The sequence below is a fragment of the Acidovorax sp. NN32 genome, from assembly GCF_057597245.1.
Map to the genome: position 1 here is coordinate 4,994,926 of NZ_CP199679.1, position 24,820 is coordinate 5,019,745.

The following is a 24,820-nucleotide window of genomic DNA, read 5'->3' on the forward strand; positions in this document are numbered from 1 at the left end:
GCATGGACAATCCCGGCATGTCTGGCGCATCTTCTACTTCACACCCCTCTTCCGTCCGCCCCGTGCTGATCGCTGGTGGCGGCATCGGTGGCATGGCCACGGCCCTCACGCTGCGCCAGATCGGCGTGCCCTGCGTCGTCTTTGAATCGGTGCCCGAGCTGCAGCCGCTGGGCGTGGGCATCAACCTGCAGCCCAACGCTGTGCGGGAGCTGCACGACCTGGGGTTTGGCAACGAGGTGCTGGACACGATTGGCCTGCAGGCGCGCGAATGGGCGCTGGTGGGGCGCAACGGCAACGAGGTGTACGCCGAGCCACGCGGGCTGGAGGCGGGCTACCAATGGCCGCAGTACTCGGTACACCGGGGGCAGCTGCAGATGATGCTGTTCAACGCCGTGCGAGAACGCCTGGGCGACGACGCCGTGCAACTGGGGCGGCGGGTGGTGGGCTACCGGCAAGATGCCGACGGTGTGACGGCGATCATCGAGACACGCGATGGTGAACGCCGGGAAGTGGACGGATCGCTGCTGATCGCCGCCGATGGCCTGCACTCGGCCGTGCGGGCGCAGATGCACCCCGCGCAGCCGCCCATCCAGTGGGGCGGTGCCATCATGTGGCGCGGCACCACGCCGGGGGTGCCTGTGCGAACGGGCGCTTCGTTTGTGGGCGTGGGCTCGCTGCGGCACCGTGTGGTGTTCTACCCCATCACACCGCCCGACCCGGCCACGGGCTTGGCCACCATCAACTGGATCGCCGAGATCACGGTGGACAACCAGGGCGGCTGGCAGCAGGGCGACTGGAACCGGCGTGTGGCGCTGGAGGAATTCGCTCACCACTTTGACGGCTGGAACTACAGCTGGCTGGACGTGCCCGCGATGCTGCGGGGTGCGAAGGACATTTTTGAATACCCCATGATCGACCGCGACCCCGTGCCCACCTGGGTGGACGGCCGCGTGGCGCTGCTGGGCGATGCCGCACATGTGATGTACCCAGTGGGCTCCAACGGCGCCAGCCAGGCCATTGTGGATGCGCGCGTGCTGGGGGCGCAGCTGATTGCGCATGGCGTGGGCCCGCAGGCGCTGCGCGCCTATGACGACACGCTGTGCAAGGACATCTCGGCGCTGGTGCTGCGCAACCGGGGCTCCGGCCCCTTTGGCCTGCTGGGGCTGGTGGACGAACGCTGCGGCGGGGTGTTCGACCACATCGACGACGTGCTGCCGCGCGAAGAGCGCGAAGGCTTCATGGCGCGCTACAAGGCGGCGGCGGGGTTTGCGATCGAGACGCTGAATGCGGCGCCGCCCACCATCGCGCCGGGGCAGCGCGTGGCCGCAGGCTGAGGGGTGTCACGCCCGGCGTGTCTCGTTCGTCATGGCAGTCCTGTCACTCTTTTCAAGGACCTGCCCCCATGGACACGCCAGACACCAACACCCCACCTGCCACCCCAGGCTCCGAGCCACGCACGTCGTACCTGGAAGAAAAGGCCTTCAAGGCCCGCACCCTGCTGGTCTTCGGCACCATCACCGACACCCTGGCCGCCGATGTGGCGCGGCGGCTGATTGCGCTGGATGCCGAGAGCGCCGAGCCCATCGACATGCTGGTGAGCTCGCCCGGTGGGCACCTGGAGTCGGGCGACACGATGCATGACCTGGTGCGCTTCATCACCGCGCCGGTGAACATGATCGGCACCGGCTGGGTGGGCAGCGCGGCGACGCACCTGTACCTGGCGGCGCCGCGCGAGCGGCGGTTTTGCCTGCCCAACACACGCTTTCTGATCCACCAGCCCAGCGGCGGCGCAGGTGGCCCGGCCAGCGACATTGCCATCCAGGCGCGAGAGATTGTGAAAGCCCGCGAGCGCATTGCGCGCACCATTGCCCGGCAGACGGGCAAGCCGCTGGAGGTGGTGCTGGCCGACATCGAACGCGATCACTGGCTGTCGGCCGAAGAGGCGGTGGACTACGGCCTGGTCTCGCGCATCATCGAGAACAAAGCGGCTTTGAAGGGGTGAAGCAGCACGCCCCTTTAAGCTATTAAATACATAGCTGCTAGCGCTTGATGGATGAGCGCTAGCAGCTTATTTGGCTTGAAATCAGCCTGCGTTGAGCTGCAGCTCCAGGTTGTGCAGCACCTGGTAGCACGGCAGCACCTGCGCCACGCTGGCGTTGGGCTCGCGGCCTTCCTTAATGGCGGCGAAGAACTCGCGGTCTTGCAGTTCGATGCCGTTCATGCTCACATCGACCTTGCTCACATCGATCTTCTCTTCCTTGCCGTTCACCAGGTCGTCGTAGCGCGCGATGTAGGTGGCGGTGTCGCCGATGTAGCGGAAGAAGGTGCCCAGCGGGCCGTCGTTGTTGAAGCTCAAGCTCAGCGTGCAGATGGCGCCGTTGGCCGCCTTGAGCTGGATGCTCATGTCCATCGCAATGCCCAGCGTGGGGTGGATAGGACCCTGGATGGCGTTGGCCTTCACGATGGGGCTGCCCGCCTGGTAGGCGAACAGGTCCACGGTGTGCGCAGCGTGGTGCCACAGCAGGTGGTCCGTCCAGCTGCGGGCCTGGCCCAGCGCGTTCATGTTGGTGCGGCGGAAGAAGTAGGTCTGCACATCCATCTGCTGGATGTTGAACTCGCCCGCCGTGATTTTCTTGTGCACGTACTGGTGGCTGGGGTTGAAGCGGCGGGTGTGGCCACACATGGCCACCAGGCCGGTCTGCTTTTGCAGAGCAACAACCTTCTCGCCATCGGCCAGCACGTCGCACAGCGGGATCTCGACCTGCACATGCTTGCCCGCTTCCAGGCAGGCGAGGGTCTGGCTGGCGTGCATCTGCGTGGGCGTGCACAGGATCACGGCGTCCACCTCCTTGATCGCCAAGCTGTCGGCCAGGTCGGTGGTGACATGCTTGATGCCGTACTTGTCGGCCACTTCCTGGGTCTTGGCCAGGTCGCGGCTGATGAGGGAGACGACTTCGACGCCGTCGATGTTCTTGATGCCGTCCAGGTGCTTGATGCCGAAGGCGCCAGCGCCTGCGAGTGCGACTTTGATGGTCATGGTGTGTGTCCTTTTACGTGTTCTCGAGAATCAGGTGGCCCACGGCGGTGTTGGACGCGGGCACATGGTAGAAGCGGTGCGCCAGCTTGGGTGGCTTGCCACCGGCCACATCGGCCATCGCGCCACGCGCGATGAGCCACATCACCAGCTCGATGCCCTCGCTGCCCGCCTCGCGCACATAGTCGATGTGCGGGATGCTGGCAGCGGCCTCGGGGTCGTTGATGAGCTTGTCGAGGAAGGCGTTGTCAAACTCTTTGTTGATGAGGCCGGCGCGCGGGCCCTGCAGCTGGTGGCTCATGCCACCCGTGCCCCAGATGTGCACGTTCAGGTCTTCGTCATAGCTCTCCACCGCCTTGCGGATCGCCTGGCCCAGGTTGTAGCAGCGGCGGCCGCTGGGCACGGGGTACTGCACCACGTTGACGGCGAACGGGATCACCGGGCAGGGCCAGGCGCCCGTCTTGGGGTCTTGCTGGCCGCACATCAGAGACAGCGGCACGGTGAGGCCGTGGTCCACGTCCATCTTGTTGACGATGGTGAGGTCAAAGTCCTGCTGGATGACCGACTGGGCAATGTGCGCGGCCAGGTCGGGGTGGCCCTGCACCACAGGCACAGGGCGGGGGCCCCAGCCCTCGTCGGCGGGCTGGAACTGCGCGGCCGTGCCGATGGCGAACGTGGGGATCATCTCCAGGCTGAAGGCCGTGGCGTGGTCGTTGTAGACCAGGAAGATCACGTCGGGCTTGTTGTCCTTCATCCATTGCTTGGAGAAGTCGTAGCCCGCGAACAGCGGCTTCCAGTAGTCTTCCTGCGTCTTGCCCAGGTCCAGCGCAGCGCCAATGGCAGGCACGTGCGACGTGAACACGGAGGCGGTGATCTTGGCCATGGTCAGTTTCCTTTCTTGCCGGCAGCGCCTTGTGGCTGGCGGTGTGCCTGTGCGTCGCCGTCTTCGCCGATCACGCGGTTGCCATTGGCCGAGCGGCCGCCGCTGATCATCATGTTGCGGTATTCCTCTTCGGTCATGCCAGTCATGCTGCCCGCCATCTGCTGGAAGCTCTTGCCATCGGTGGCGCCGATCTTGGCCAGAAAGTAGATGTTGCCGCCCAGGCGGATGCACCAGTTCAGGTCGCGTGCCAGCACAGCCTGCTTCTGCTCTTCGGTCATCGCCCATTCATCGAGGTAGGCGCGTTCGTTGGCCTTGAAACGCTCGCGGTTGCCGGCCTTCATCAGGCTCATGCAGAACTGGTTGAGCCAGTAGCCCTTGCGGCTTTGCTCGGCGTCGAAGATGGTCGTGCCGGGCACGTCGAGGTAGGGTTTATCGAGAGACATGGTGTCAGTCCTCCACGGTGACTTCTTCGGGCCAGTACAGGCGCATGGGGTTGTCCACCAGCAGCTTCTTTTGCAACTCCGGTGTCGTTGCGATGTGCGGGATGAAGTCCACCAGCAGGCCATCATCGGGCATGTGGTCCTTGAGGTTGGGGTGGGGCCAGTCGGTGCCCCAGAGCACACGGTCGGGGAACTCTTCCACCACGCGGCGGGCGAAGGGGATCACGTCGGTGTAGGCGTTCTGCTCGCCGTTCAGGGCCTTGGGGCCAGTCACGGAGAGGCGCTCGGGGCAGCTCACCTTGCTCCACACATTGGGGTGCTGGCGCATGAACTTCAGGAACAGTTCGAACTCCGGCCCATCCACCGGCTTGCTCACATCGGGGCGGCCCATGTGGTCCACCACCACCGTGGTGGGCAGGGCGGTGAAGAAGTCCCACAGCTCGGGCAGGTCCACCGCTTCAAAGTAAATCACCACATGCCAACCCAGCTGGTGGATGCGCGCGGCAATCTCCATCAGCTCGTCCTTGGGCGTGAAGTCCACCAGACGCTTGACGAAATTGAAGCGCACGCCACGCACACCGGCCGCGTGCATGGCCTGCAGTTCTTCATCTCTGACCGAGCGCTTGACGGTGGCCACGCCACGCGCCTTGCCGCCCGAGTGCACCAGTGCATCCACCATCGCGCGGTTGTCCGCACCGTGGCAGGTGGCCTGCACCACCACGTTGCGCGCAAAACCCAGGTGGTCGCGCAGCGCGTACAGCTGGTGCTTGCTGGCATCGCAGGGCGTGTACTTGCGCTCGGGCGCGTAGGGGAACTCGGCCCCGGGGCCGAACACGTGGCAGTGCGCGTCCACCGCACCGGCAGGTACCTGGAACCGGGGTTTGCTCGGACCCGCGTACCAGTCGAGCCAGCCAGGGGTTTTTGTGAATTCGCTCATGCGCGTACTCCTTGGTTTCTTGCAGGCTCGCAGATCAATCGAGCGACACGTTGGCCTTGCGGATCACGTCGCCAAAACGCTGGCTCTCGTCCTTGACGAACTGGTTGAACTGCGCGCGTGTGGTGGGGAACTGCTCGTAGCCAAAGGTCTTGAACTTCTCGGCCACTTCGGGGCCGGTCAGGGCCTGTTCGATGTCTTTGCGGATCTTGTCGGCCACGGCGGCGGGCAGGCCGGGTGGCACGGCGATAGCGTTCCAGCCCGTGACGGCAAAGTCCTTGGGGCCACCCGATTCGGCCACGGTGGGCACGTCGGGGAACTCGGCCGAGCGCTGGGGTCCGGCAAACGCGAGCAGGCGCAGCTTGCCAGCGCGGTACAGCGGGCCTGCGGTGGCGGCGCTACCCAGTGCAAAGTCGATCTCGCCGGTGGAGACCGAGGTGTAGAGCTGCGTGGTCTCCTTGAAGATCACGTGCTCCATCTGCGTGCCGGTGGCCGATTCGAACAGCTCCGAGCCCAGGTGCACCGGGTTGCCCACCGACCAGCTGCCGTAGTTGAGCTTGCCAGGTCGCGCCTTGGCGTCGGCCACGATATCGGCCACGGTCTTGTACTTGCTGCCCGTGCCCACGGTGAAGAAGAAGTGCGTCTTGAACAGCGGGAGCAGCGTGTCGAAGTCCTTGGCGGGGTCGTAGGGCAGCTTCTTGAACAGGCTGGGGTAAGCGGCCAGGTGCACGTTGTCCAGGATGAGCAGGTCGTGTCCATCCTTGGCGCCGCGTTTCCAGGCGTCGATGGCGATGAAGCCGTTGCCGCCAGGGCGGTTCTCCACGATCACGCCCGTGCCCCAGGTGCGCGAGAGCTTGTCGGCCACCAGGCGGGCCACGCCGTCGGGGCCGCCACCGACGGGGAAGGGGCTGATGATGCGCACCTGCTTGGTGGGGAACTGCTGCGCGGCAGCGAATTGCGGCGCCAAAGCTGCGGCCGCGGCCACGCCCAATGCCAGGGACAACGTGCGGCGGAGACGGAAAGAGGGAGACACAGAGAACGTCATGGAATACAGAGCAGAAGAAAAACGATAGCTATAAAATTAGTAGCTACTAGCGCTTATTGAATAAGCGCTAGAGGCCAAAAAGACTTGAGACCGGGGTTCAGTCGATGTACCTGAGGCCTGCCTTCTCCAGGCCGGGGCGCATGTTGTACATGTCCAGGCCCAGCACGCCGCTGGCGAGCTTGGCGCGCTTCTCGCCCTCAAAGCTCTCGCGCTTTTGCGCGGCGGCCAGGGTGTCGGCCGCGCGGGCGGCGGGCACACACACCACTCCGTCGTCGTCGGCCACGATCACGTCGCCCGGCGTGACCAGTGCACCGGCGCACACCACGGGGATGTTGACCGAGCCCAGCGTGGCCTTGATGGTGCCCTTGCTGCTGATCGCGCGGCTCCAGACGGGGAAGTTCATCTCCTGCAGCGTCTTCACGTCGCGCACCCCGGCGTCGATGATGAGCGCGCGGGCGCCACGGGCCTGGAAGCTGGTGGCCAACAGGTCGCCAAAATAGCCGTCGGTGCACTCCGAGGTGACGGCTGCCACCACGATGTCGCCGGGCTGGATCTGCTCGGCCGCCACATGCATCATCCAGTTGTCGCCGGGCTGCAGCAGCACGGTGACGGCTGTGCCGCTGACCTGCTGGCCGCCGTAGATGGGGCGCATGTAGGGCTTGAGCAGGCCCACGCGGCCCATGGCCTCGTGCACGGTAGCCGAGCCGAGGGCAGCCAGGCCGTCAGCGGCTGCGCGGTCGGCACGGGTGATGTTGCGGTAGACAACGCCAAGTTCAAACATGTCAGAGCCCCTTTGCCTTCAGGCGTGAATCGAGTCGGGAGAAAACACGGCGCGTGTTGGCTTCGTAGATCTGGTGCTTGTCTTCGGCACTGAGGATCTTGGACGCCTCGATATAGCGCTTGGTGTCGTCGTAGTAATTGCCGGTGGTGGGATCGATGCCCCGCACCGCGCCGATCATTTCGCTGGCAAACAGCACGTTCTTCACCGGGATCACGGTGTTGAGCAGGTCGATGCCGGGCTGGTGGTACACGCAGGTGTCGAAGAACACGTTGTTCATCACATGGTCGTCCAGCAGCGGCTTCTTCATCTCCTGCGCCAGGCCCCGGAAGCGGCCCCAGTGGTAAGGCACCGCGCCGCCGCCGTGCGGGATCAAAAACTTGAGCGTGGGGAAGTCCTTGAACAGATCGCCCTGGATCAGCTGCATGAAGGCCGTGGTGTCAGCATTCAGGTAGTGCGCGCCCGTGGTGTGGAAGCATGCGTTGCAGCTGGTGCTCACGTGGATCATGGCGGGCAGGTCGTACTCCACCATCTTTTCGTAGATGGGGTACCAGTGCTTGTCGGTCAGCGGGGGGCTGGTCCAGTGGCCGCCGGAAGGGTCAGGGTTCAGGTTGATGCCCACGGCGCCGTATTCGTGCACGCACTTTTCCAGCTCAGGGATGCAGGTCGCGGGATCGACGCCGGGGCTTTGCGGCAGCATGGCCACGGGCACGAAGTGGTCGGGGAACAGCGTGGAGACGCGGTAGCAGAGTTCGTTGCAGATGGCGGCCCAGGTGCTGGACACATTGAAGTCGCCGATGTGGTGGGCCATGAAGCTCGCGCGCGGGCTGAACAGCGTGATGTCGCTGCCGCGCTCCTTCATCAGCTTGAGCTGGTTGGTCTCGATGGACTCGCGCAGCTCGTCGTCGCTGATGAGCAGGTCTGCCACTTTGGGCATGGCCGCGGGGTCTTTGATGCCGGCGATCTGCGCATTGCGCCAGTTCTCCAGCGCCTTGGGGGCCGTGGTGTAGTGGCCGTGGCAGTCGATGATGAGGCTCATTTTTGGGTGCTCCTGGAAGGTGTTCTTGTGATCGATCAGGCGGGGGTCATGCCCTGTTTTTGCTTGGCTTCAGCAGCGGCCGGAGAGGCCAGGTAGGCCAGCAGCGAACGCGCGGCGTCCACCTGCTGCGAATGCACGCCAACGCCTGCGGAAAACGTGGTGGTGATCTGGATGGCCGGTGGCAACGGGCCCACGATCTGGATGCCCGGCACGTGCAGCAGCTCGCTCAACTGTTGAAAGCCCAGCGCCACCTCGCCCTTGGCCACCAGCGAGCCCACCGGCACCCCAGGGGGCGCCTGCACCATGCGCGGTGCGATCTGTTCGGCAATGCCCCAGCGCTCGAACAGCTTGGCCAGTGCCACGCCGCTGGGGCCGGTGGACAGGCTGATGCTGGGCGCGGCCAGCACGGCCTCGCGCACTGCTTCTTCGGTGCGGATGTCGGGCAACGGTGCGCCTGCAGGCACGGCCACGGCCACGCCGGAGTGCACCCAGTCCACCTTGCTGCCGGGCAGCAGGTGACCCGCAGCCAAAAGCTTGTCGATGGCGTCGGAGGCAAGGATGACGACGTCGAACGCCTCACCGGCCGCCACACGCTTGGCCGCGTCCACGCCGCCCACCGATTCGATGGCGGCCTGCGTGCCCGATTGCTGCGCAAACCCGGCCCCCAGATCGGCCAGCACCTGGCGCGTGGCCATCGACGAAATGCCGCGAATTTCTGGGGGGGTCATGCTGTGTCTCCTGCCGGGCTGCGGGTGGCCCGCGCGTTGCGTGCGCTGGGGTTCCATGGCGCTGATTGTGGTCAGCGCAGGGCCAAACAAGAAGGCGGCACCGGCACTACCAGATATATCATTCCGTGATCGTTGACTTGGAGCTATTCAAATAGCAGAGAGCATTCCCCATGGACCTCAAGCAGATCGAATACTTTGTGCGCGTGGCCGAGCTGGGTAGCTTTACCCGGGCTTCGGTGGTGCTGGACATTGCCCAGCCCGCCCTGAGCCGCCAGGTGCGCCTGCTGGAGGTGGAGCTGCGCCAGAACCTGCTGGTGCGCAATGGCCGGGGTGCCACACCCACCGAGGCGGGCAAGCTGCTGCTGGAGCATGGGCGGGGCATCCTGCACCAGGTGGAGCGTGCGCGCGAAGAGCTGGGCCGCGTGCGCGGCGCCCTCGCCGGGCGTGTGGCCATCGGCCTGCCGCCCAGCATTGCCAAGGTGCTGACCGTGCCGCTGACCCGCGCCTTCCGCGTGAAGCTGCCCGATGCGGCGCTGGCCATCAGCGAAGGGCTGTCGGTGGCCATGCGCGAATCGTTGACCACAGGGCTGCTCGACATTGCGCTGCTCTACAACACACCCCCTGCGCCGGGCATCGAGATCACCGCGCTGCTGGAGGAAGACCTGTTCCTGGTGCAGCGCCGCGCTGTGGGCCAGAGCGAGGCGGAGGCCGATGCCCTGGCCCGCACGCCCCTGCCGCTGGACGAGCTGCCCCGCTTTCCGCTGGTGATCCCCACACGCCCCAACTCGATCCGCATGCTCGTGGAATCGGAACTGGCCGCGCGCGGCAAACGCCCCCAGATCAGCCTGGAGATCGACGGTGTGGCCGCCATCCTGGACCTGGTGGCCGATGGCGCGGGCTGCGCGGTGCTGCCCATGAATGCGGTCACCACGTCGGGCAAGCCCGAGGTGTTCATTACGCGGCCGATTCTGGGTGCGAGCATGGATGGCGAGGACAGCGCACGGCTGCGCAGCAAGCTCTTCTTGGCAGTGAGTTCGCAGCGCCCGGCAACGCTCACGCAGCAAGCGATGGCGGAGCTGATTCGCAGCACCTTGCAAGCGTTGTACAGGAGCCCCCCCTGAGGCGCTGCGCGCCCCGGTGCAGCCGCCCGAGGTGGCAGCTCTTCGGGAACGTCCAAGCCTGCGCAAGCAGGCTTGGAGCAGAGGCCCATCAAAGGAAGCGAGGCGTCAGCCCCCGGCCGCCGGTGATGACAAACTTTCTAACAAACGATCCGCATAGTCCTGCCAGCGCGCGTCCTGGGGCAGACCTTGAAAGATGCCTTCGCGCGCCAGGTCGGCCACCCACTGCTGCTTGTCGGCAATGGCTGATGCCATCAGCGGCGCCATGCCTGCTTCACCCACAGTGCGGGCCGACTCGCGCATCTCTTCGGCGCGGCGCTGGCCGTGCTGCACCACGCGGCTGAAGAAGTAGCTGCCCTGCTTTTGCCAGTCGATGGACGGAAAGGTCTCGGCCAAGGTGGGCAGCACATGGTCTTCCACACCGTAGTGGCGGGCCGTGGCATAGCTCTCCATCACCAGCGCCTCCAGCCCCTTGATCATCACGCTGCGGCACATCTTGATGGCACTGGCCACGCCCAGCTGGTCGCTGACCGGCTTGGCGTCCATGCCCCACCCGTGCAACACAGGCGCCAGCGTGGCGGCGTGGGGGCCTCCGAGCAGCATGGGCACGGCGATGCCATAGGGCGGCACCGACGTCATCACCCCCGCCTCGACGTACCGGGCGCCACGCGCATGGATCAACGCGGCGGCCTGCTGCTTGGTGCCGGGGGATGCGGAATTGAGGTCCAGAAAGAACGCGCCAGGCGCAATGTGCAGAGCCACCGCCTCGGCCACCGCCAGCGTGTTGCTGGCCGTCACGGCCGACACAATGAGCTGGCGTCCGGCGCACAGGGCCGCAACGCTGTCGGCCGCAACCGCGCCCGCCACCTGTGCGTGAGCGAGCGGCTCGTGGCCCTTCGCAGGGTCGATGAACTTCAGGTCCCATACCGCCAGATCGCTCACACCGGCTTTGCGCAGGCCTGCTGCAAAGATACGGCCCACCTCGCCGTAGCCGACGATACCCAGGCGGTCCACGCGGTCCACAGGGGGCATGACTGGGTTCTCTTCGGTCTGCATGGTGCTATCAGGTTTCATTGCTTGGGGATGCCCGCGCGCTCCATCACGGCGCGCCAGCGGTCGATGTCGGTTTTGAGCAGGGCAGCGGCCTGCTCGGGCGTGGAGGTGCGGGGCTCGACGTTGAGCGCGCGCAGCTGCTGCTGCACGGCGGGTGTCGCCACGGTGGCCACCACCTCGCGCTGCAGCCGGTCCACCACCGCGCGCGGTGTGCGCGAGGGCACGGCCAGCGCGTTCCATGAAGCGGCCACAAAACCCTTCACGCCCAGCTCCACCGCCGTGGGCGCATCGGGCAACACCACAGAGCGCTGCTCGCCCGTGACCGCCAGAACGCGCAACGCCCCGGCGCGCACCTGCGGCAAGGTGGGGCCCAGAATCTCCACGCCCACATCCACCTGCCGACCCCGCAGCGCGGTGATGAGTGCGGGCGTGCCGTTGAACGGCACCACCTGCGCATCAATGGCCGCGCTGCTTTTGAACAGCTCGGCCGCCAGGTGCTGGGTGCTACCGATGTTGATGCTGCCGATATTGAGTTGGCCTGGATGGGCCCGCGCATGCGCCAGCAACTGGGCCAGCGTGCGGTAGGGCGAATCGGCTGGTACCAGCACCGCGATATCGAAGAAACCCAGCGTGCTGACCGGAGCGAAGTCGGCCAGCGTGTCGTAGGGCAGCGACTTGAAAAGGCTTGCGGATACCGCCGTGCCGTTGGACAGGAGGAACAGCGTGTGACCGTCGGGCTCCGCGCGTGCGACCGCATCGGCAGCCGCCACACCCCCGGCGCCGGGGCGGTTGTCGATGACCACGGGCTGCCCCAGCCGCGCGGCCAGCCCGGTTGCCACGGCGCGTGCAGTGAGGTCACCCACGCCGCCCGCCGCAAAGGGCACCACGATGCGCAGCGCCTTGGTTGGAAATGCGGGCTGCGCACGCAGCACGGTGCAGGGGGTGAGGCCCAGCGCGAGGAGTGCTGCCCGGCGATCCATCAGCCGACGAACTGCACCAGCCACAAGGAGATGGGCGGAAACACCAGCAGCAGCGTGGTCCGCACCACATCGCTGGCGAGGAAAGGCATTACGCCCTTGTAGCTCTCAGCGATGGGTACGTCTTTCGCAAGGCCATTGACCACGTACACATTCAGGCCCACGGGCGGCGCAAGCAAGCCAAACCCCACCGTCATGAGCACCATGATGCCAAACCAGATGGCTGTGTGCTCCTGCGACATGCCGAAGTCCAGGCCCATGATCACCGGGAAGAAAATGGGGATGGTCAACAAGATCATGGACAACTCGTCCATCACCGCACCCAGCACCACGTAAAAGAGCAGGATGCCGGCCACCACCATATAGGGCGAAACGTTCCAGCCCTGGATCAGGCCCGCCAGCTGACCAGGCACCTGCGTCAATGCGAGCGCCGTGTTCATCATGTCGGCGCCAATGAAGATCATGAAGATCATGGCGCTGGCAGACGCGGTGGACAGGAAACACTGCTTGATTTTCTCCAGTGTCAGTTCGCGCTTGAGCAGCGCCGCAAGGAAGGTGCAGGCCACGCCTACCCCCGCGCCCTCGGTGGGTGTGAACAGGCCGCCATAGATGCCGCCAAACACCACCAGGAACACGATGGCAATGGGCAGCACTCCCAGCAGGGCCTGCAAGGACATCTTGGGAAGATCGACGGTGTGGTCCGGCGCATGGCCGGGGCGGATGCGCACGTAGATCGCAATCGCGATCATGTAGCCCAGCATGGCGATGATGCCGGGGATGGTGGCCGCAGCAAACAGCTTGGCGATGTTCTGCTCGGTCAGGATGGCGTAGATCACAAGGGGCACCGAGGGCGGGATCAGAATGCCCAGCGTGCCTCCCGCCGCCAGCGTGCCGGTGGCCAGGCGGCCGGAGTAGCCGTGCCGCTTCATCTCGGGCAGCGCCACCGACGTGATGGTGGCTGCGGTGGCAATGGACGAGCCGCAAATGGCGCCAAAGGCCGCACTCGCCGCCACCGCTGCCATGGCCAGCCCGCCCTTGAAGCGCGCCATGAGCACACTGGCAAACTGGAACAGCGCCTTGGAGATGCCTCCCTGCGTGGCGAAGTTGCCCATGAGGATGAACAGGGGGATCACCGACAGGTCATAACTCGCAAACCGCGCAAAGGCCAGGCCGTTGAGGTTGTTGAGAAACGGCGGTAGCCCTACCTGATAGAGGTAGCCAAAGGCACCTGCGCCAAACATCGCCGCCGCAATGGGCACACGCACCACCATGAGCGCAAGCATCACACCAAAAATCGAAAGAGCGAGGGCCAGCGGGCTCATGCGGCATCCTCTTCTTCAATTTCAATGTGCGCCGGGCCGAAGGCCTGCACCAGGGCAATCACCCCCGTCAGCAACAGGGGCGGCACCATGGCAGCGTACGTGATCCATTCAGGAAACCCAAGCATCATGGTGGTGGTCATGGAGTTGCGGGCACTGAGCCCACCTGTGGCCGTGCGCCAGGCCAGCACGAGGAACATAGCCGATAGCAGCAGTGCGCCGAAGCGGTCCAGCCGGGCATTCACGGCCGAGGAGGCCCGGGCGGTGAAAAAGTCCACGATGATGTTCTGGCGGCGCAACTGGCACCAGGGCATGAACAGCGCGATCGCGGCCCCTGCGGCCACGGCCGTGAGTTCGTAGTCGCCCAGGACAGTCCAGCCCGTGGTGTTGCGGCCCACAATGCTTGCACAGGTGACCAGCGTCACCCCCGTGAGAATGACCCCGGCCAGCACCGCGCAAGCCTGGGCGAGAAATGATAGGAACTTCAAGGCAGGGTCCTGTCAAAAAATCAAACCGATCCATTCCGGTAACCACCAGAGCGGATCGGCATGGAGCAGCGCAACCGGGTGCGCCTGGCGTCACCGCCGAGGTTATCGGCTGTGCTTTTCGATCAGGGCCCGCGCCTCAGCAGCAAGCTTGGCACCGTCGATGCCCTTGCCCTTCACCTCGTTGATCCAGTCGGTTTCCACACTGGCAGCCGTGCGGCGCCAGCGCTGCGTCTCGGCCAGGTCCAGGGCCACGATGTTGTTCTTGGCGCGCTCGGCAATCTGGCGGCCCACCTTGTCGCCCTCGTCCATGGCGCGGCCAAACATGGCGGCGGTCTCGATGCCGGAGTTCTTGTCGATCACGGCCTTGAGATCGGGCGGAAGCTTGTCGTAGCTGGCCTTGTTCATCGAGAACGCAAAAGTCTGCGTGTACAGGCCTTCCTTGCCAGCAAAGGTCGTGTGGTTGCGCACCAGCTCGGTCACCTTGAGCGACGGCGTCACCTCCCACGGGATGGTGGTGCCGTCGATGGTGCCCTTGCTCAGCGCATCGGTCACCGCAGGCACGGGCATGCCCACGGGCGTGGCGCCCAGCTTGGTGAGCATGTTGCTGATGATGCGCGAGCCACCGCGCACCTTCATACCGCGCAGGCTTTCCAGGCCGGTGACGGGCGTCTTGGTATGGAACAGGCCAGGGCCGTGGGTGTGCACGGCGATCAGCTTGACGTCCTTGAACTCATCGGCCGCGAACTTCTCGACGTATTCCTGGATGGCGCGCGAAGACGCTTCAGCGTTGCCGCTCATGAAGGGCAGCTCGAACACTTCCGTCTTGGGGAAGCGGCCCGGGGTGTAGCCCAGCACCGTCCAGGTGAAGTCCACCACGCCGTCGCGCGCCTGGTCAAACAGCTGTGGCGGCGCACCGCCCAGCTGCATGGCGTGGAACAGTTGCACCTTGATCTTGCCGCCCGACTCGGCCTCGACCTTCTGGGCCCAGGGCACCAGGGCCTTGGCCGGGATGGTGGCCTGGGGTGGGAGCATCTGGTGCAGCCGCAAGGTCACGGTCTGCGCCATGGCACTGCCAGCCACCGTTGCCAGGGCCGCCGCCCCCAGGGCCGTCAATGCGGCGCGTCGCTTGAAGAAGTTCATTTTTTGTCTCCGGTCTCGATTTATCTGCACATCTGCGAGGCCACACCCCAGGGCCGCAGAGAACCTGCGGCATGGAGAGGGACACTGTCCCTCCCCCACTGTGCATGCAGTCGCATCCACATGCCAGTTCTATGACGGACTTTCAGCTATGCCGTAACGTTATGAAACCGGTGAAACCCGCAGACCCTGCAACCCTCGCGCTTGGAGGGTTGTCCGTCACCCCCGCCGAATGAGCGTGAGGGCGGGCATGTCGGCATGCACCTGCCCACCGGCCTGGCCCGACAAGGCTGCACGCAAGTTGCGCTGCGCGAGGCGCGAGTGCTCGCGCATGATCGCCTCGGCCCGCGCGCCCTCATGGTGCTCGATGGCGTCCAGCAACTGGCGATGCTGGTCTTGGGCCACCACCAGCAAGTCGCGCGCCTGCGGCGAATGGGTCTGCACCATCACAAAGGCCGAGGGCGACGCAAACGGCAAGCCCTTGACCCGCTCAAGCTCCCGCGCCACCACATCGCTGCCCACCATGCGGCCCAGCAGCAGGTGAAAACGTGCGTTCAGCTCCACATAGCGCGAGAAACCCACGTCGTCCAGCGTGGAAGGGGCCAAGGTGGTGTCGATGGCATCCAGGCAGGCATGGGCGTCGGCCAGCACGGCGGCATCCACCCCGCGCTCGGCTGCCAGGCGCGCGGCCAGCCCTTCCAGCGTGCCGCGCAGCGCAATGGCGTCGGCCACATCGGTTTCGGAAAAGGTGCGCACGGCGTACCCGCCCCCGGGCAGCAGCTGCAGCAGGCCCTCTTGCTCCAGCCGCATGAGCGCGGCGCGGATGGGCGTGCGCGACACCCCCAGCTTCTCGACGATGGCCAGCTCGGCAATGCGCGCACCGCCCGGCAACTCGCCCGCCAGGATCATTTCACGCAGGCGCAGCTGCGCCTTCACCGACTGCGAAGCGCCACCTTCGGCAGCGTCGCCCGGGGCGGAATCCGCGAGGAGGGGCTCAGAGAAGTTCATGTGGAGTGTGCGGAGAGGTGATCAAAAAACCATGCAACCAAGGCTTGGGTCAGCCCGGCGGCCCATTAATGTATACAGACAAAAACCAAACCAACTAGAAAATTCAAAAAATATCTTCAAAAACAATGGCATATGCGATATGCCCATTCGCAATAGCTGCTTTTCAACGATTGAATGTATACATCGAACGGCCTTTTTTGCACAATCCGCTTCACAACACCAAAGCGCTGAAGGCGGCCTGCGGGCCAGGCCAACAACATCCCACCACCCCACGGAGAGAGACAAGCATGTTTCCCAAAAACGCCTGGTACGTAGCCTGCACCCCTGACGAGATCGCCGAAAAGCCCCTGGGCCGCACCATCTGCGGCGAGAAGATCGTCTTCTACCGCCCCGCGCCCGACCAGGTCGCCGCGCTGGACGACTTCTGCCCCCACCGGGGCGCACCACTGTCGCTGGGCACGGTGTGCGAAGGCCACCTGCAATGCGGCTACCACGGCCTCAGGGTGGAATGCACGGGCAAGTCGGTGTCCATGCCCGGCCAGCGCGTGCAAGGGTTTCCCAAGGCGCGCAGCTTTCCGGTGGTGGAGCGCTACGGCTTCATCTGGGTGTGGCCCGGCGACGCCGACAAGGCCGACCCCGCCACCATCCACCACCTGCCCTGGGCCAACAACCCCGAATGGGCTTACGGCGGTGGGCTGTACCACATTGCCTGCGACTACCGCCTGATGATCGACAACCTGATGGACCTGACGCACGAGACCTACGTGCACTCCACCAGCATCGGCCAGAAGGAAATCGACGAGGTGCCCTGCAAGACCCGCGTGGAGGGCGACGAGGTGATCACCAGCCGCTTCATGGAAGGCATCGAAGCGCCGCCCTTCTGGAAGATGGCGCTGCGCATGAACGGCCTGCCCGACGACCAGCCGGTGGACCGCTGGCAGATCTGCCACTTCACACCACCCAGCCATGTGCTGATCGAGGTGGGCGTGGCGCTGGCGGGCAACGGCGGCTATGACGCGCCGGCGGACAAGAAGGCATCGAGCATCGTGGTGGACTTCATCACGCCCGAGACCGAGACTTCGATCCACTACTTCTGGGGCATGGCGCGCAACTTCAAGCCGCAAGACCCCTCGCTCACCACGCAGATCCGCGAGGGCCAGGGCAACATCTTTGCCGAAGACCAGGACATGCTGGAACAGCAGCAGCAGAACCTGCTGCGTTACCCCGACCGCAAGCTGCTCATGCTGAACATCGACGCAGGCGGGGTGCAGTCGCGCAAGATCCTGGACCGCATCATCGCGGCCGAGCAGGCCGCCGCTGCACCCCAGGCGGTGGCCGCATGACCGCGCAGGAAACGATCCAGGTCCGCGTCGTCAAAAAGCAGGCCGAGGCCGAAGGCATTGCCAGCTTCGAGCTGGCGCGCGTGGACGGCGCCGCACTGCCCCCGTTCAGCGCGGGTTCGCACATCGATGTGCACCTGCCCGGAGGTTTGACCCGCCAATATTCGCTGTGCAACGCCTCGCACGAATCGCACCGCTACCGCATTGCCGTGCTGCGCGATCCGGCGTCGCGTGGCGGCTCGGTCGCCATGCACGACAGCGTGCACCAGGGCGATGTGATCACCATCAGCACACCCCGCAACCACTTTGCGCTGCACCCAGCGCAGCGCACGGTGCTGCTGGCCGGTGGCATTGGCGTCACGCCGCTGCTGTGCATGGCCGACCGGCTGGCGCGCACGGGCGCCGACTTTGCGCTGCACTACTGCACGCGCTCTGCCGAACGCACGGCGTTTGCTGCCGAAATTGCCGCATCGGCCATGGCACCGCGTGTGCATTTCCATTTCGATGCGGGCCCGGCCGAACAGAAGCTGGACATTGCCGCCGTGCTGGCCGCGCCCGGGCCCGACAAGCGCCTGTATGTATGTGGACCGGCAGGCTTCATCGACCATGTGGTGAACAGTGCCAAGGCCCTGGGCTGGGCGCAGGACCACATCCACCTCGAATACTTTGGCGCCCCTGCGCAGGACACCTCGGGCGATCAGGGCTTTGACGTGCGCATTGCCAGCACGGGCAAGGTCTACGCGATTGCGCCCGATGTGTCGGTGGTGGAAGCCCTGCGCAAGGAGGGCATCGACATCCTGACCTCGTGCGAGCAGGGCGTGTGTGGCACCTGCCTCACGCGCGTGCTGGAGGGCGAGGTGGACCACCGCGACATGTACCTGACGGACGAAGAAAAGGCAGCCAACGAACAGTTCATGCCCTGCTGCTCGCGCGCGCGCAGCAAGCTGCTCGTGTTGGATTTGTGAAGTTGAACACCCCCTGAGTCGCCTGCGGCGCCTTCCCCCTGAAGGGGGACGACGCCCTCGCTGCGGGGCGGCCCTTGCCAGGCGTCCCCCGCGTGGGGCTCGCGAGGGTTTGGCTGAAAACTCCTGAATTGATAGCTGCTAGCGCTTATCTATCAAGCGCTAGTAGCCAATTTCACTCAAAACTCACTCTTCCACGGCCGTGCGGATCGTGTCGCGGCCGTGCCGGTCTTTGACGCGGCCCAGGTCGGTGTCGAGCGCGCGGGCCAGTTTGTCCACAGCGCCGATGAAGGCGTTGGCCATCTTGTCGGCTTCGTCGGTCACAGTGACCGGCTGGCGGCCGGTCACGCGGGCCTCGATGCGGCAGCGTTTGTCATTGGCGCCGGACTTGCCCGCATCCAGATCTGACAGAAACACCTCCAGCCGCGTGATGTGGTCCTGAAAGCGCGTGAGGCGGCTCTTGGACTCGTCCGTGATCCATTGCGCGAGCGACTCGCCGCCGTGGATGTGGTCGTCAGTGTTGACTTGTACTTGCATCAGAGTTCCTTTCAGATGACGTTGCTCAGGGGTCCATGATGGCACCGCAGGCCTTGACCCCGGTAAACACATGTCAAAACATCCTCAGAACCTGTTCAAGGTCTTTTCGGGGATCGCATTGGAGTGCCATCGGGATGAGTGGATGCTTCAGATGCGCCGCATGGGCTCGTGCCCATGCAAGCAGCCGGGGCGCCAAAGCTCCGAGTTCATCGGCCCGATTTCACTCCAACCCTTCGGGCAAGTGCCTTGTGCGACCCCGAAAAGACCTTGAACAGGCTCCTACAACTTGTCCAGCGCCACGGCGGGCGACCAGTCGCTGCCAACGGGCAAGGCGCGCGCCTCTGCCACGCGCTGCTGCAGGCGCCGCGCCGCCGCATCCCCAGGCACGCGTGCCAGCACCTGCGCCAGATAGCCGCTGGCACCGTCCCAATCGCGCGCGTGGAAGGCATTGAGCGCGGCCAGGCTGGCATCCCGCACAGCGGCATCGCCACACGGTGTGAACACACGCACGGGCTCGGTTTTTCCCTTCACGACCACATCATCGAGCGCGCGCAGAGCCACCGAGGAAGGCAGCTGCGCGGCGGTGGCGGCAGAGAGCAGGATGCCGGTGCCAAAGGCCTTGTTGGCGCCCTCCAGCCGTGCGGCCAGGTTCACCGCATCGCCAATCGCGGTGTACGAAAAGCGCTGCTCCGACCCCACGTTGCCCACCACCACCCGCCCCGTGTGCAGGCCAATGCGCATGTGGATGGGCGGCAGGCCCCGCGCACGCAGGTCGGCCACCAGCACCTGCATGGCCTGCTGCATGGAGATGGCCGCAGTCACCGCGTGCTCGGCGTGCTGCGGGTCGTCGAGCGGCGCCCCCCAAAAGGCCATCACCGCGTCGCCGATGAACTTGTCCACCGTGCCACCCGTGGCGTGCACGATGGGCGTCATGGCGTTGAAATACGCGGTGAGCACTTCCACCGTCTGCTCGGCACTCAGCTGCTCCGATAGCGTGGTGAAGTTGGCCAGGTCGGTGAACATGAGCGTGACCTCGCGCGCCTCTCCGCCCAGGCGCATCAGCTCGGGCTGCGCAATGAGGCGCGAGACCACGGCGGGCGGCACATACTGCGCAAACATCGCCCGCGTCTGGCGCGCGCGCCGGCGCACAAAGGCATAACCCGCCAGCGCCGCTGCACCGTAGACCGCCAATGCCGCCGCCGCAGGCAGCAAGGGCGGCCACCACAGCTGAAAGCGCCCGAACAGCCACCACGAGGCTCCCGCTATCGCCGCCACCAGCGCCGCCGCCAGCGCTGCGGCGCCCGCCGGGTGCAGCCTGCGGTTGCCCCATAGCAGCAAGGGGACCAGCAGCGCTACGAGGGCCAGCGTCCAGCCTTCGGGCACGGTGCGCAGCCCGCCGCCGGTGAGGTAGTTGTCCACCAGCGTGGCCTGCAGTTCCACACCGGGAAACAGGCGCTCGCCCCCTGCGGTGCCAAACGGTGAATTGAACAGGTCGGCCTGCGACCGCGACAACTCGGTCGCGGTGCGCGCCGAGCGCCCCACCAGCACGATCTTGTTCTTGAAGAAGCCCGCTGGCAGCAGGCCCGGCTCCAGCGCCTGGTAGTAAGAGCGCGTGTCAAACGTGCCGCGCGGGCCCCGGTAGCCGATCCAGTCGAAGTGGCGCAGCACCGGCAGCTTGCCGCGCGCCTCGGCCGCGCGCTGGGCCAGCCGCAGGGCAAAACCCTCGCGCGCCACGGGCACACGGCGCACCACAAAGTCATCGTCGGGCTCTACCCCGGCATCGCCCGCATCGGCTCCGGCGTCCAGAAACCGCTGCAGTGGCATCACGTCCAGCCACAGCGCAGCGTTGCTGCTGTCGATCTTTTCACGGGTGGCGGCCAGCACCACGGGGCCGGTCTCTGCGATGGCCTGCGCCAGTGCGGCATCTTCGGTTTCGGTTGATGGGTCGGCGAACACGATGTCCAGGCCCACAGCGGCGGCACCCTCGTCGTGCAAACGCTTCAAAAGCGCTGCATGCACGCTGCGCGGGAAGGGCCAGGTGTGCTGCAGCTCCTGAAACGTGGGTTCGTCAATCGCCAGGATCACCACGGGCAGTGCCGTGCGCTGTGGCGCAGTCCAGGCCGTAAGCACGTCGAAGGTCTTGAACTCCAGCGCGTGCCAGGTGCGGCTGAACGTGGCCGCCCCCACCAGCAGCAACGCCAGCGCGCAAGCTGCCAGCGCATAGAACTGTTGCTGGCGCCGGACCGCTGGCGATACGGAATCAGAAACGGTAGCGCGCGTCCAGGACATACCGGGTCTTTCTGCGGTCTGACTTCGGCGCCCACAGGTTCAATGCGGCCACGCCCACCACCCAGTGTTTGTCCTGCGATTCCCAGAAACCCATCAGGTCCAGGCCCCAGCCGGGCGCCATGCGCGTGAGGTTTTCCTTGTCTTCAAAACGCTCCGACCGGTACACCGCACGGCCGCTGACATAAAACCGCTGCGGGCTGACCCAGGTGGCGCCCAGCACTGCGGTGTGGCGCGGAATGTAGGGGATGCGCCCTGCCGGCCCTTCCGTGTCGTAGATATGGCTTTCGCTGCCCTGGTAGAGGTACTTGGCGTAGCCCGACCAGCGCCGGTTGAACATATGGTTGACACCGGCACCCAGTGTCTTGAGGGTGCCAGCGTCGAAGCTGGGCGTGTCTTCCAGCAGATCGGTGGTGGAGAGGTTGACCAGCTGGACGTTGCGCATTTCTTCCAGGAACGGCAGGCTGGGGGTGCGCAGGTCTACGCCCACGGTACCGGGGTTGCGCACACGCAGATGGTCTGCACGCAGGCTCAGGAACGTATTGGCTCCCAGTTCCATGCCCAGTTGCGCCACGGTACGCTTGTGGCGGCCACCGGCTTCCACCAGCCGGTCTTCCACGGGAATGCCTGCCGTTTCCACGCTGGTGAGGGTGGAAACGCTGAGTGGCCGCAGCCAGTCCTGGTAGGCCATGCGTACGGTGGTGCCTGCGGCGGGTTGCCACACCATGCCTACGCGGGGGGTGACGACGCGCTCCATCTCGGCACGGCGCGCGGTTTCGTCGGTGAACTCCTCAAGATTGACCAGGAGGCTTTGGGTCCGTCCATCGACACGGTGCCGGATTTGCTGCAACCCCAGTGCGGCATCCAGGTTCAGCGCCGTGTTCAGACGCTGGTTGGTGGCCAGGGTCAACGCCGTGTAGCGCCGATCGATGTGGTTGTAGCCATCGACGAGAAGGTAGTCGGTGTAGCGCCCAAACCCAGGGATATCCGCAGCGACCCCCGCTATGCCGCCAATCAGATTGTTCTGGCGCTCGCGCACGTGTTCCAGCGCCACGCTCCAGCGGCTTCCCGGCGCAGGGTCCACCGTATGACGCAGTTGCACATCGCTGAGCTGCTTGCTTGGCTCGCTGCCCACGCCCATGACGCTCACGAACGGAGGTGCGAAATATAGCGTGGGGTAGTTCCGCAGAACGCTGTTTTCGACACCCCGTCCAAGCTTGATCCAGGTCTGCTCCGTCGGCCCCCACCGGTACGCCATTCCAAGGGCGCCCTGTGTACTCTCGTTGTCCATGGACGTCTCAAGCAGGTTCTGGCTGCGCAAACGCATGTCGAACTGGTTGACATAGGCAAACAGGTTGATGCGCTCGGTAGGCTGCATGCCAGCCCCCACCGTGACTGCCCGCGCGCGCACGTCGCCATAGCCACCGCGCACGGCGGGCGCATCGTTGACCTGGAGGTCAAACGGGAACTCGCTGGCATTGGCCGACTGCGCCTTGAAGAACCACGACACGGGCACACGGCTGTTGTCCATGCCGTTGAGCGTGACCGCAGGGGCCCGCATGCGGTACTGGTCGCGGTCCAGCGTCACCCCCACCGCCCCATGTGCCCCGGGTTGCTGCAGCAGCGACGAATAGCGCTGGCTCGCACCAAACGCCATCGGGTCTGTGAGGAAACCCTGGAAAAGCGCCGAGTTCTTGTTGAACTCTCCCGCATACCGGTCTGCCAGGAACAGGTGGCTCCCGCCCCAGTAGGGATAGAAGCTCTGCTGCGCCAGTTCCAGCGCCCAGTCTTCCATGCCAAAGAAGGCCATGGAGGCCCCCAGGTTGGCGCTGCCTTTCTGGTCGTTGGCGACCTGGTTGAGCGACTTGAGGTAGGGCATGCGTTGCACCGCTGCGCGCGCAGCCTCCACCGCTTCGCCGGGCTGGAACAGGTCGGTGTGGATCTGTGCCAGCAGCATGTAGGGCACGGGGTCCTTGTCGTCCAGGCTGCTGGCCTGGCGCAGCGTGGCCAGTGCGTCCTGGTGGCGGCCGAGCTGGTAGTACGCCACGGCCGTCCAGGTCTTGGCGCGGGCGTAGCGGGGCTCCATCACACCCGCGCGCAAAAAGGCATCCAGCGCCGCCTGCGGGTTGCCCTGCTTGAGGTGCAGCAGCCCCTGGCCGGTGAGTGCCACGTAGTCCGCCGGGTTGTCGCCCAAAGCGGTGGCAAAGGCTTGGCCCGCCTCGGTGAACTGGTTGGTGAAGGTTTCCAGCGTGCCCAGTTCGCCCCAGGCGCCGGGGTTTTGGGGCGACAGCGCCAGCGCCTGCTGCAGATTGGCGCGGGCGGGGCGGGCGTCTTCGCGTTCGGTGTGGGCACTGCCCAGGCCCTGCCAGCCCCGGGCGTCTTGCGGCGCGAGCTGCGTGGCCTCGGTGTACGCGCTCAGCGTGCCGGGGGCATCTCCCCGGCGGCGGGCCAATTCAGCCCGCACCATCGCAAGCTCTGCATGCGCCGTGCCCTGTGCCGGGGCCAGCGTGGCGGTGGCCTCGTCCACGCGGTCGCTCAGCAGTTGCACCCGGGCCAGCTGGGCCACCAGGGCCGGGTGCGCGGGCCAGCGCTGCAGGGCGGTGCGCAGCGTGGTGGCCGCAGCGGCCGCGTCGCCTTCCATGAGCAACACGTCCGACTGCATGAGCCAGACCGGCAGCGGGGCGGCCGGCGTGGCCGCCTGGCGGGCCAGCTGTTCGCGCGCAGCGAGGACATCGCCCGCCTGCAGTGCGATGGCGGTTTCCATCACGGCCACCCAGGGTGCGGGTGCGCTGCCGTTTGCTTTCGCCTGCGCCAGCGCGGCACGCGCGGCGGGCAGATCGCGGGCCACCAGCGCGATGCGCACCGGGGCCAGCGCTTCGGGCACGGGTTCAGCAGAAAGGTGCGGCAGCGGGTCGGCGCGCAGGGCGTTCACCCACTGGATGCGGTCGCGCGGCTGGCTCAGCACCAGCTTGACCGGGGCCTTGCCCACCTCGGCATAGGCAGCCTCGTTGGCGCCCACCGACACCTGCCCCTGGGCATTGGAGAACTCCACCGTGCCCGACAGCACGGTCAGCAAGGTGCGGCCGTCGTCCTCCACGCTGATGTCCCAGTCGGTGCCCCGGATCGCCGCCGTGGCCGCCGGGGTTTCCAGGTTCAGCCGTGAGCCATCGGCGCGGCGCGTCTGCGTCCAGGCCCGGCCCGCGTTGAGCAGCAGCGTGGTCACCGGCTGGGCGGGTGTGGCCACGCCCTTGACCTGCAGCACCGTGTTTTGGTGCAGGCGCAGCTGGGTGTCGTCGGCAAACAGCAGGGCCATCCGCGCGGCTTGCCGGGTGCGCACGAAATCGCCCGTGGCGAGGGCCTGGGCCGGGCGAGCGGGCTGCCAGTCGGCTGCAGCTGCGGCACGCTGGTCGCCCGTGCCCTGCAGGCTGACGATCTCGGCGGCAGCACCTGCGGGCACAGCGGCCTGGGCCAGCAGCGGCCAGGCCAGGGCGGTCAACGTGGCCAGCGCCGTGAGCGCGGGCAGGCAATGCTTCTTGTGGGACATGTCATGGGCTTTCGGGGAAGGCTGGAGGGGCACCACCTGGCGCAGCCTCCCTGGCGCCCGGCGAGCAGAAATTATGGCCAGCCCACCGCCCCAACCGGCCTCTTGCGAGACACCGCACGGTTGCATTTTCATGAAGAAAGCCACATTTCGTAGCACTGCTTTACCGGCGG

At 65.9% G+C, this 24,820-nt stretch carries 22 protein-coding genes; 5 read left to right on the forward strand and 17 right to left on the reverse strand.

Annotation, left to right across the window (positions count from 1 at the left end):
- The first annotated feature begins 17 nt into the window (after positions 1-17).
- A complete protein-coding gene (locus ACT89O_RS23105) occupies positions 18-1,334 on the forward strand; it encodes a flavin-dependent oxidoreductase (protein WP_487261303.1) in 1,317 nt (438 codons plus the stop codon).
- A gap of 68 nt (positions 1,335-1,402) precedes the next feature.
- A complete protein-coding gene (locus ACT89O_RS23110; protein ID WP_487261304.1) occupies positions 1,403-2,002 on the forward strand; it encodes an ATP-dependent Clp protease proteolytic subunit in 600 nt (199 codons plus the stop codon).
- A gap of 81 nt (positions 2,003-2,083) precedes the next feature.
- Here the strand turns inward: ACT89O_RS23110 and ACT89O_RS23115 are convergent, their stop codons facing one another.
- From ACT89O_RS23115 to ACT89O_RS23150, 8 genes are all read right to left on the reverse strand, one after another.
- Positions 2,084-3,037, reverse strand: a complete 954-nt coding sequence (locus ACT89O_RS23115; protein WP_487261305.1) for a Gfo/Idh/MocA family oxidoreductase — start codon at positions 3,035-3,037, stop codon at positions 2,084-2,086.
- A 13-nt stretch (positions 3,038-3,050) separates the two neighbouring features.
- Positions 3,051-3,917: a class III extradiol dioxygenase subunit beta gene (locus ACT89O_RS23120; RefSeq protein WP_056067996.1), complete on the reverse strand. Its 867-nt coding sequence runs from the start codon at positions 3,915-3,917 to the stop codon at positions 3,051-3,053.
- A gap of 2 nt (positions 3,918-3,919) precedes the next feature.
- Entirely contained in the window at positions 3,920-4,360 is a 441-nt protein-coding gene (gene ligA / locus ACT89O_RS23125) for a protocatechuate 4,5-dioxygenase subunit alpha (protein WP_487261306.1), read from the reverse strand.
- Between the two features lie 4 nt (positions 4,361-4,364).
- Positions 4,365-5,294: an amidohydrolase family protein gene (locus ACT89O_RS23130; RefSeq protein WP_436131396.1), complete on the reverse strand. Its 930-nt coding sequence runs from the start codon at positions 5,292-5,294 to the stop codon at positions 4,365-4,367.
- Between the two features lie 34 nt (positions 5,295-5,328).
- Entirely contained in the window at positions 5,329-6,336 is a 1,008-nt protein-coding gene (locus ACT89O_RS23135) for a Bug family tripartite tricarboxylate transporter substrate binding protein (protein WP_121421511.1), read from the reverse strand.
- Positions 6,337-6,433: 97 nt separating this feature from the next.
- Positions 6,434-7,117 carry a 4-carboxy-4-hydroxy-2-oxoadipate aldolase/oxaloacetate decarboxylase gene (gene ligK, locus ACT89O_RS23140; RefSeq protein WP_176887434.1) on the reverse strand — a complete coding sequence of 228 codons (684 nt, stop codon included), beginning with the start codon at positions 7,115-7,117 and terminating at the stop codon, positions 6,434-6,436.
- A gap of 1 nt (position 7,118) precedes the next feature.
- Positions 7,119-8,153 carry an amidohydrolase family protein gene (locus ACT89O_RS23145; protein WP_487261307.1) on the reverse strand — a complete coding sequence of 345 codons (1,035 nt, stop codon included), beginning with the start codon at positions 8,151-8,153 and terminating at the stop codon, positions 7,119-7,121.
- Positions 8,154-8,188: 35 nt separating this feature from the next.
- Positions 8,189-8,881, reverse strand: a complete 693-nt coding sequence (locus ACT89O_RS23150) for a substrate-binding domain-containing protein (protein ID WP_487261308.1) — start codon at positions 8,879-8,881, stop codon at positions 8,189-8,191.
- Between the two features lie 170 nt (positions 8,882-9,051).
- Here ACT89O_RS23150 and ACT89O_RS23155 point away from each other — a divergent pair, with 170 nt between their 5' ends.
- On the forward strand, positions 9,052-10,002 hold the full coding sequence (locus tag ACT89O_RS23155) for a LysR substrate-binding domain-containing protein (protein ID WP_121508259.1): 951 nt from the start codon (positions 9,052-9,054) through the stop codon (positions 10,000-10,002).
- A 105-nt stretch (positions 10,003-10,107) separates the two neighbouring features.
- Here the strand turns inward: ACT89O_RS23155 and ACT89O_RS23160 are convergent, their stop codons facing one another.
- The 6 genes from ACT89O_RS23160 to ACT89O_RS23185 form a co-directional block, all read right to left on the reverse strand.
- The gene (locus tag ACT89O_RS23160; protein WP_487262898.1) at positions 10,108-11,031 is read right to left on the reverse strand and encodes an NAD(P)-dependent oxidoreductase; all 924 of its coding nucleotides are present in this window, start codon (positions 11,029-11,031) and stop codon (positions 10,108-10,110) included.
- A gap of 38 nt (positions 11,032-11,069) precedes the next feature.
- The gene (locus ACT89O_RS23165; protein WP_487261309.1) at positions 11,070-12,032 is read right to left on the reverse strand and encodes a Bug family tripartite tricarboxylate transporter substrate binding protein; all 963 of its coding nucleotides are present in this window, start codon (positions 12,030-12,032) and stop codon (positions 11,070-11,072) included.
- A complete protein-coding gene (locus ACT89O_RS23170; protein ID WP_055398487.1) occupies positions 12,032-13,351 on the reverse strand; it encodes a TRAP transporter large permease in 1,320 nt (439 codons plus the stop codon). Before ACT89O_RS23170 ends, ACT89O_RS23165 begins: the two co-directional genes overlap by 1 nt.
- Positions 13,348-13,836: a TRAP transporter small permease gene (locus ACT89O_RS23175; RefSeq protein ID WP_121421517.1), complete on the reverse strand. Its 489-nt coding sequence runs from the start codon at positions 13,834-13,836 to the stop codon at positions 13,348-13,350. The genes ACT89O_RS23170 and ACT89O_RS23175 overlap by 4 nt, the downstream gene beginning before the upstream one ends.
- A gap of 102 nt (positions 13,837-13,938) precedes the next feature.
- Positions 13,939-14,976 carry a TRAP transporter substrate-binding protein gene (locus ACT89O_RS23180; protein WP_121421518.1) on the reverse strand — a complete coding sequence of 346 codons (1,038 nt, stop codon included), beginning with the start codon at positions 14,974-14,976 and terminating at the stop codon, positions 13,939-13,941.
- 216 nt (positions 14,977-15,192) lie between these two features.
- A complete protein-coding gene (locus tag ACT89O_RS23185) occupies positions 15,193-15,981 on the reverse strand; it encodes a GntR family transcriptional regulator (protein WP_487261310.1) in 789 nt (262 codons plus the stop codon).
- A gap of 287 nt (positions 15,982-16,268) precedes the next feature.
- Between ACT89O_RS23185 and ACT89O_RS23190 the strand changes: the two genes are divergently transcribed.
- Both ACT89O_RS23190 and ACT89O_RS23195 read left to right on the forward strand, forming a co-directional pair.
- Entirely contained in the window at positions 16,269-17,324 is a 1,056-nt protein-coding gene (locus ACT89O_RS23190) for an aromatic ring-hydroxylating dioxygenase subunit alpha (protein ID WP_487261311.1), read from the forward strand.
- Entirely contained in the window at positions 17,321-18,286 is a 966-nt protein-coding gene (locus ACT89O_RS23195) for a PDR/VanB family oxidoreductase (RefSeq protein ID WP_055398492.1), read from the forward strand. The genes ACT89O_RS23190 and ACT89O_RS23195 overlap by 4 nt, the downstream gene beginning before the upstream one ends.
- 183 nt (positions 18,287-18,469) lie before the next feature.
- Here the strand turns inward: ACT89O_RS23195 and ACT89O_RS23200 are convergent, their stop codons facing one another.
- The 3 genes from ACT89O_RS23200 to ACT89O_RS23210 all read right to left on the reverse strand — a co-directional run bounded on the left by ACT89O_RS23200 (position 18,470) and on the right by ACT89O_RS23210 (position 24,650).
- Positions 18,470-18,820, reverse strand: a complete 351-nt coding sequence (locus ACT89O_RS23200) for an HPF/RaiA family ribosome-associated protein (protein ID WP_055398493.1) — start codon at positions 18,818-18,820, stop codon at positions 18,470-18,472.
- Between the two features lie 279 nt (positions 18,821-19,099).
- On the reverse strand, positions 19,100-21,109 hold the full coding sequence (locus tag ACT89O_RS23205; RefSeq protein WP_487261312.1) for a CHASE2 domain-containing protein: 2,010 nt from the start codon (positions 21,107-21,109) through the stop codon (positions 19,100-19,102).
- The gene (locus ACT89O_RS23210) at positions 21,081-24,650 is read right to left on the reverse strand and encodes a TonB-dependent receptor domain-containing protein (protein ID WP_487261313.1); all 3,570 of its coding nucleotides are present in this window, start codon (positions 24,648-24,650) and stop codon (positions 21,081-21,083) included. Before ACT89O_RS23210 ends, ACT89O_RS23205 begins: the two co-directional genes overlap by 29 nt.
- Between the last annotated feature and the right edge of the window lie 170 nt (positions 24,651-24,820).

Bases quoted from the DNA above. Each gene is read 5' to 3' on its own strand.
- ACT89O_RS23105 (WP_487261303.1), top strand. From the start codon at position 18: ATGTCTGGCGCATCTTCTACTTCACACCCCTCTTCCGTCCGCCCCGTG.
- ACT89O_RS23110 (WP_487261304.1), top strand. From the start codon at position 1,403: ATGGACACGCCAGACACCAACACCCCACCTGCCACCCCAGGCTCCGAG.
- ACT89O_RS23115 (WP_487261305.1), bottom strand. From the start codon at position 3,037: ATGACCATCAAAGTCGCACTCGCAGGCGCTGGCGCCTTCGGCATCAAG.
- ACT89O_RS23120 (WP_056067996.1), bottom strand. From the start codon at position 3,917: ATGGCCAAGATCACCGCCTCCGTGTTCACGTCGCACGTGCCTGCCATT.
- ligA (WP_487261306.1), bottom strand. From the start codon at position 4,360: ATGTCTCTCGATAAACCCTACCTCGACGTGCCCGGCACGACCATCTTC.
- ACT89O_RS23130 (WP_436131396.1), bottom strand. From the start codon at position 5,294: ATGAGCGAATTCACAAAAACCCCTGGCTGGCTCGACTGGTACGCGGGT.
- ACT89O_RS23135 (WP_121421511.1), bottom strand. From the start codon at position 6,336: ATGACGTTCTCTGTGTCTCCCTCTTTCCGTCTCCGCCGCACGTTGTCC.
- ligK (WP_176887434.1), bottom strand. From the start codon at position 7,117: ATGTTTGAACTTGGCGTTGTCTACCGCAACATCACCCGTGCCGACCGC.
- ACT89O_RS23145 (WP_487261307.1), bottom strand. From the start codon at position 8,153: ATGAGCCTCATCATCGACTGCCACGGCCACTACACCACGGCCCCCAAG.
- ACT89O_RS23150 (WP_487261308.1), bottom strand. From the start codon at position 8,881: ATGACCCCCCCAGAAATTCGCGGCATTTCGTCGATGGCCACGCGCCAG.
- ACT89O_RS23155 (WP_121508259.1), top strand. From the start codon at position 9,052: ATGGACCTCAAGCAGATCGAATACTTTGTGCGCGTGGCCGAGCTGGGT.
- ACT89O_RS23160 (WP_487262898.1), bottom strand. From the start codon at position 11,031: ATGCCCCCTGTGGACCGCGTGGACCGCCTGGGTATCGTCGGCTACGGC.
- ACT89O_RS23165 (WP_487261309.1), bottom strand. From the start codon at position 12,032: ATGGATCGCCGGGCAGCACTCCTCGCGCTGGGCCTCACCCCCTGCACC.
- ACT89O_RS23170 (WP_055398487.1), bottom strand. From the start codon at position 13,351: ATGAGCCCGCTGGCCCTCGCTCTTTCGATTTTTGGTGTGATGCTTGCG.
- ACT89O_RS23180 (WP_121421518.1), bottom strand. From the start codon at position 14,976: ATGAACTTCTTCAAGCGACGCGCCGCATTGACGGCCCTGGGGGCGGCG.
- ACT89O_RS23185 (WP_487261310.1), bottom strand. From the start codon at position 15,981: ATGAACTTCTCTGAGCCCCTCCTCGCGGATTCCGCCCCGGGCGACGCT.
- ACT89O_RS23190 (WP_487261311.1), top strand. From the start codon at position 16,269: ATGTTTCCCAAAAACGCCTGGTACGTAGCCTGCACCCCTGACGAGATC.
- ACT89O_RS23195 (WP_055398492.1), top strand. From the start codon at position 17,321: ATGACCGCGCAGGAAACGATCCAGGTCCGCGTCGTCAAAAAGCAGGCC.
- ACT89O_RS23200 (WP_055398493.1), bottom strand. From the start codon at position 18,820: ATGCAAGTACAAGTCAACACTGACGACCACATCCACGGCGGCGAGTCG.
- ACT89O_RS23205 (WP_487261312.1), bottom strand. From the start codon at position 21,109: ATGTCCTGGACGCGCGCTACCGTTTCTGATTCCGTATCGCCAGCGGTC.
- ACT89O_RS23210 (WP_487261313.1), bottom strand. From the start codon at position 24,650: ATGTCCCACAAGAAGCATTGCCTGCCCGCGCTCACGGCGCTGGCCACG.